Source organism: Moraxella equi, from assembly GCF_002027555.1.
GTDB lineage: Bacteria > Pseudomonadota > Gammaproteobacteria > Pseudomonadales > Moraxellaceae > Moraxella > Moraxella equi.
Window position 1 is genome coordinate 10,047 of record NZ_MXAP01000060.1, and the last position, 5,273, is coordinate 15,319.

7 protein-coding genes are annotated in these 5,273 nt (G+C 42.0%); 1 reads left to right on the forward strand and 6 read right to left on the reverse strand.

Annotated elements, in window-relative coordinates; all coding sequences use genetic code 11:
* Positions 1-485: 485 nt before the first annotated feature.
* The 6 genes from B5J93_RS06295 to B5J93_RS13315 all read right to left on the reverse strand — a co-directional run bounded on the left by B5J93_RS06295 (position 486) and on the right by B5J93_RS13315 (position 4,327).
* Positions 486-989 (reverse strand): hypothetical protein, encoded by a 504-nt coding sequence (locus B5J93_RS06295; protein WP_079325597.1) that lies wholly within the window; start codon positions 987-989, stop codon positions 486-488.
* Positions 990-1,000: 11 nt separating this feature from the next.
* Entirely contained in the window at positions 1,001-2,545 is a 1,545-nt protein-coding gene (gene ilvA / locus B5J93_RS06300) for a threonine ammonia-lyase, biosynthetic (RefSeq protein ID WP_079325599.1), read from the reverse strand.
* A gap of 26 nt (positions 2,546-2,571) precedes the next feature.
* Positions 2,572-2,949, reverse strand: coding sequence for a PIN domain-containing protein (locus tag B5J93_RS06305; RefSeq protein ID WP_158080701.1), 378 nt, complete (start codon positions 2,947-2,949; stop codon positions 2,572-2,574).
* Positions 2,936-3,154 (reverse strand): hypothetical protein, encoded by a 219-nt coding sequence (locus tag B5J93_RS06310; protein WP_079325603.1) that lies wholly within the window; start codon positions 3,152-3,154, stop codon positions 2,936-2,938. The genes B5J93_RS06305 and B5J93_RS06310 overlap by 14 nt, the downstream gene beginning before the upstream one ends.
* Positions 3,155-3,289: 135 nt before the next feature.
* Positions 3,290-4,039 (reverse strand): YebC/PmpR family DNA-binding transcriptional regulator, encoded by a 750-nt coding sequence (locus B5J93_RS06315; RefSeq protein ID WP_079325605.1) that lies wholly within the window; start codon positions 4,037-4,039, stop codon positions 3,290-3,292.
* 72 nt (positions 4,040-4,111) lie between these two features.
* The gene (locus B5J93_RS13315) at positions 4,112-4,327 is read right to left on the reverse strand and encodes a hypothetical protein (RefSeq protein WP_143823498.1); all 216 of its coding nucleotides are present in this window, start codon (positions 4,325-4,327) and stop codon (positions 4,112-4,114) included.
* A 119-nt stretch (positions 4,328-4,446) separates the two neighbouring features.
* Between B5J93_RS13315 and B5J93_RS06320 the strand changes: the two genes are divergently transcribed.
* Positions 4,447-5,273: ion transporter (locus B5J93_RS06320; protein ID WP_079325607.1), on the forward strand; the 827-nt coding region annotated here is incomplete at its 3' end.

Sequence of the window (5,273 nt, forward strand, 5' to 3'; positions counted from 1 at the left end):
ATCCGCCCAACTGATAAATCTTGCTTTATTGCCTAATGTGGTAGGATTTACAAATGTTCATTCCACCACATATTTTTAATGGAAAAGAATGAATAGCGATAACTTACGGATTGGATATTTGAATACTCTATGGTTTCACTAATCTTGCCATTTTTGATAAATAAACCATTTTCTACCTCTTTGACTTCATCAGCAAGGATTAAAATATTTTCTTTCATATAATTAAAGATTATCATATGAAAAACAATAACTGTAATCACAAAAATAAAAATATGATTAATGAATTGCTTGCCGTTGATAGAGCGGTTAAGGTAAAAATACTAATAAAAACCACCCCAATCACATACATTATTTTATATTGTAGTTTATGAAAATAAACCGTATCACTGGCAATGCTTTTTGGAATGAAAGTCATATTTTCCCACAATTCAAAAATTAGGATAATCGTAGCAACTGTATTCTTTAAGGGATACAGTTGCTACCATTTAGGTGTTCTCGTTGATTTTTTCTTGTAGGCTATTGACATAACTTTCTGTTACGGGGTTTTTTGTCCAAGCGGTTTTAAAATTAGACGCATCTTCCCAAGTAACAAAGTACACTTTTTTACCAAATTGATTGGGCTTTTTAAAATAAAATGTAACAATCGGATTTTTGTTATCCAAAAACCAGTTGGTATGATATTTTACTTGCTCCAAATCACTAAAAAGAATTTTTTCGTATTTTTGACCAATAACAATAATAAAACCGTCAATCGTTTCCCAAACTTCGTCAGCGTGATTTTTGGTAAGTTTAATAAAATAAAAAATAACAATGACAAATAATATAGACATCATCACGACTTCAAGGGGCGTTAATTCTTGAAATTTCATCACAAAAATTATGCCAAAAAATAGGGGCAATACATACTTTGACAATGATTTGTCCAAAGCGGTAAAATCAACTGCAATACTCTTTAAGCCGTGTTGTTTAATAAATTGACGGTCTAGCATAAATTGACTACCTACTTCAAAAACACCCCATAGCCCACATTTTCACTTAAATCTTCACAATCATAACCAATCTCAGTCAAAGCGTCCACGATTTGCCGTGATGAATGGGCGGCTGCCTGTAAGCCAACCAATACCCGTCCTTCGGCTGCCCCGTGATTGCGGTAGTGAAAAAGGGTTACATTAAAATCTTGTCCCAGTTTTTCTAGGAAATTGAGCAGAGCATTTGGGCGTTCGGGGAACATCACACGGAACAATTTTTCGTCATTGAGCCGACCGTGTCCGCCAATCAAATAGCGAATGTGCGTTTTGGCGACTTCATCATCGGTCAAGTCAAAGGCGGTGTAGCCTCCCTTGTCCAGATTGTCCATAATGGTGGTGCGCTCAAACTGACCGTCTTTTAAGCCAATGCCGACAAAGATTTGGGCAATACTTGGACTCGTTGCGTCCAACCGATAATTAAATTCGGTGATGTTACGCCCTTGCAATCGGCGACAAAAGTCCAAAAACGCCCCTGTTTTTTCGGGCAACTGCACCGCAAAAATCGCTTCTTTGTTTTCGCCAATCTCGGTGCGTTCGGCAATGTACCGTAGGCGGTCAAAGTTCATATTTGCCCCCGAGACAATCGCCACGCAGTTTTTGCCCGTCAAATTGTGCTGTTTGACATATTTTTTAAGTCCTGCCAGTGCCAACGCCCCAGACGGCTCAACGATGTGGCGGTTTTCTTCAAAAATGTCTTTGACGGACGCACAAATCTCGTCATTATTACAAGTGATGACTTCGTCAATGACCTTGCCTTGCCCGTTGGATTTGGTGAGACCCGCCACTTCAAAGGGGATTTGACCGATTTGAGCGACCGCCACACCATCGGCAAACAAGGACACTTGGGGTAAGCGAGTTCGCTCGCCATCGGCTAGGGAGACTTTTAGGCAAGCAGAGCCTTCGGATTCCACCGCAATGACCTTGATGTGCGGGGCAATCTCGCCCAAAAAAGACGCAATCCCCGCCACCAAACCACCGCCACCGACAGGCACAAACACATATTCCATCTCTCGCCAGTCTTGCGACAGCTCAAGGGCGACCGTGCCTTGTCCTGCAATGACTGCTTTGTCATCGTAGGGGGCGATGTAGGTCATGCCGTCTGTGGTTGCCTTGTCTATGGCAAAACGGTTGGCTTCGTCAAAACTGTCGCCGTGTAGGTACACCTGTCCACCAAAGGCTTTGACCGCTTGGACTTTGATGTCGGGTGTGGTTTTGGGCATGACAATTAAGTTATTGATTTTTAAGCGATTTGCTGAATATGCCACCCCTTGTGCGTGGTTGCCAGCCGATGCACAGATGATGCCTTTTGCTTTTTGCTCGTCCGAAAGCTGGCTGATTTTGTTGTACGCCCCACGCAATTTAAAGCTAAACACAGGTTGCAGGTCTTCTCGTTTTAGGCGAATGTCATTGCCAAAGCGTGCGGATAATTTGTCCGCCTGTTCAAGCGGAGTGCGAATGGCAACGTCATAGACGGTGGCGGTGATGATGGCACGGACATAGTCGGGGAGCGTGGTCATTGGGTTTCCTAATTATTTAAATCAGTTCAATTGGCGATTTCTTTTTGGTATTTGTTTATTAAACCCATATCAAGGCTTAATAATTCTAAATTGTGGGTTAATACGGTTGCTAATACAATTGCATCGGGCAATTTAATTTTATGGTGTTTTCTTAATTCAATGACGGTGTCTTCTATCTTTCTGTCAATTGGTAAAGTCATTAAAACATCCAATAATTTTTCCAAATTTTGACTGTCATTATCTACCAAATCACCAAATCCCAAAACTTCCATTCGGTTAATTGGGCTAATGGCACAATGAGTTAAATCAATCTTGTTTTCTTCAATGATTTTAACCACTTCTTGATGACCATTGTACAATTCAATAATAAAGCAAGTGTCTAATAAATACTTAATCCCATTCATCACGCAATGCCTTTTGAATTGCCAATCCATCACCAATATGGGAGCGGTTAGGTAAGGTTTTGACAAAATCGGTTAATAAAATGGAATTATTTTGCTTATCTTGATTTGCCCATTGCAAAATCAATTCATTGACCGTCAAACTTTTTTGTTCGGCACGCTCAATGATATGCTGTTCAATTTGTGGTGGTAGGTCTAATGTTATCATATTGGTTCTCCAATAGTTAATCAATTAAACTGATTTGATTTTAAATTGCTTAATACCAATTCTTTGTTAAAATTCCTTTAAAAACAAAAATTGGATATGACACTTCTGCCATATCCAAAAATCACGATAGGCAAATTAAGCGTCAAGCTGTGCCATTACTTCATCGCTAAAATTGACATTGGTATAGACCTCTTGGACATCGTCCAAATCTTCTAGCATGTCAATCATTTTTAGCACTTTTTGAGCGTCATCAATATTATCAATGTCGGCAGTTGTACTTGGCGACATTGTAACTTCGGCATTGTCTGCTTTTAGACCTGCCCCTGCCAGTGCGTCCACCACCGCCCCAAAGTCGTTGGGTTCGGTAATGACAAGCAAACTCTCGCCATCATTTTCAATATCCGTTGCCCCTGCCTCCAAAGCAACTTCCATCACTTTGTCTTCGAGCGACACATCATTAAAAATAATCTCGCCACGCTTGCTAAACAAATACGCCACCGAACCCGATGTGCCTAGGTTGCCACCGTGCTTGCTAAACGCATGACGAACTTCGCCCACCGTGCGATTTACGTTGTCGGTCATGGTCTCAACGATGACCGCCACACCGCCCACGCCATAGCCTTCATAGGTGATTTCTTGGACATTGTCGCCTTCTCCGCCCCCTTGACCACGCTCAATGGCACGCTTAATCACGTCTTTGGTCATGTTGGCGGCGTTGGCTTTTTCTAGCACGGCACGCAGACGTGGGTTGTTGGCAGGGTCTGGGTCGCCACCTTTACTGGCGGATACGATTTCACGAATGATTTTGGTAAAGATTTTGCCTTTTGCGGCATCTTGTTTGGCTTTACGATGTTTGATGTTTGCCCATTTACTATGACCTGCCATAGAATGCACCTTTTAAATGAAAATAATAAAATAGGTTATTATACAAGGTTTGGGCGAATTTGCCAATATTTGCTAGGGGCAATGTGTGCGATGATGCGTTTCTTGATATTCAGGCGAACTCATGTCGGGATAGCCTTGTGATGTGCGTGGTGCTGGCGGTACATGGCGTTGGCAATTTGGGTTGTAAGTCGGGTAAGTTTGGGGTGTTTGACGCTTACTTTCAGAAAAATCCGCCATGTTCATGCAAGCGGTCAGGACAAGGGGTAGCATTAAGATGATGATTCTCATGATAAATCAAATGTAAAAAGCCTAAAACATATCAATCATAACAAGAATTTTGTAAAAATACTATCCCAAGCCCCAACTTTATTATAAAATACGCCCATCTTTCTCTCATTCTATCTTGCATGAAAGCCCCTGTTTACAAAAAAAGCCTGCCCTTAAAAGAGAAAATCCACATCATTATCGAAGGCACTGACACGCCTGCAGGACGATTTTTTGATGTGGTGCTACTCATCGGTATCGCTCTTAGCGTGGTCGTGGTCATGCTTGACAGTGTGCTGTATTTGCGTTTGCAATACGGACGGTTATTTTTTTATGCAGAGTGGTTTTTTACCATTTTATTTACCATAGAATATTTATTACGACTATACTCCGCCCCCAATCGCAAGCGTTATGCGTTTAGCTTTTTTGGCGTGATTGACCTGCTTGCATTATTGCCAAGCTATCTTAGCTACTTTTTTGTGGGAACGCAATATTTATTGGTGGTGCGGATTTTGCGGATTTTGCGGATTTTTAGGGTATTTAAGCTCAAATCCTACATGCAACAAGCAGGGTTTTTGGCGGCTGCCTTTCGCACCAGTCAGCACAAAATCATCGTCTTTTTCCTATCATTATTACTGCTTGTGACGATTTTTGGCTCGGTCATGTACGTGGTCGAAGGCCCTGAGAACGGCTACACCAGCATCCCCAAATCCATCTATTGGGCGGTTGTGACTTTGACGACCGTGGGTTATGGCGACATCTCCCCCAAAACCCCGATAGGGCAAGCGATTGCAAGCATGGTGATGATTATGGGTTACTCCATCATTGCCGTACCGACAGGGATTTTTACCGCTGAGCTGTCACGCACCATGCGACCACAGCTACACCCCATTACCTGCCCAAAATGCGGTAAATTCGGGCATGCATCCAATGCTAAGTTTTGTGATAGATGTGGACATGATTTGCATTT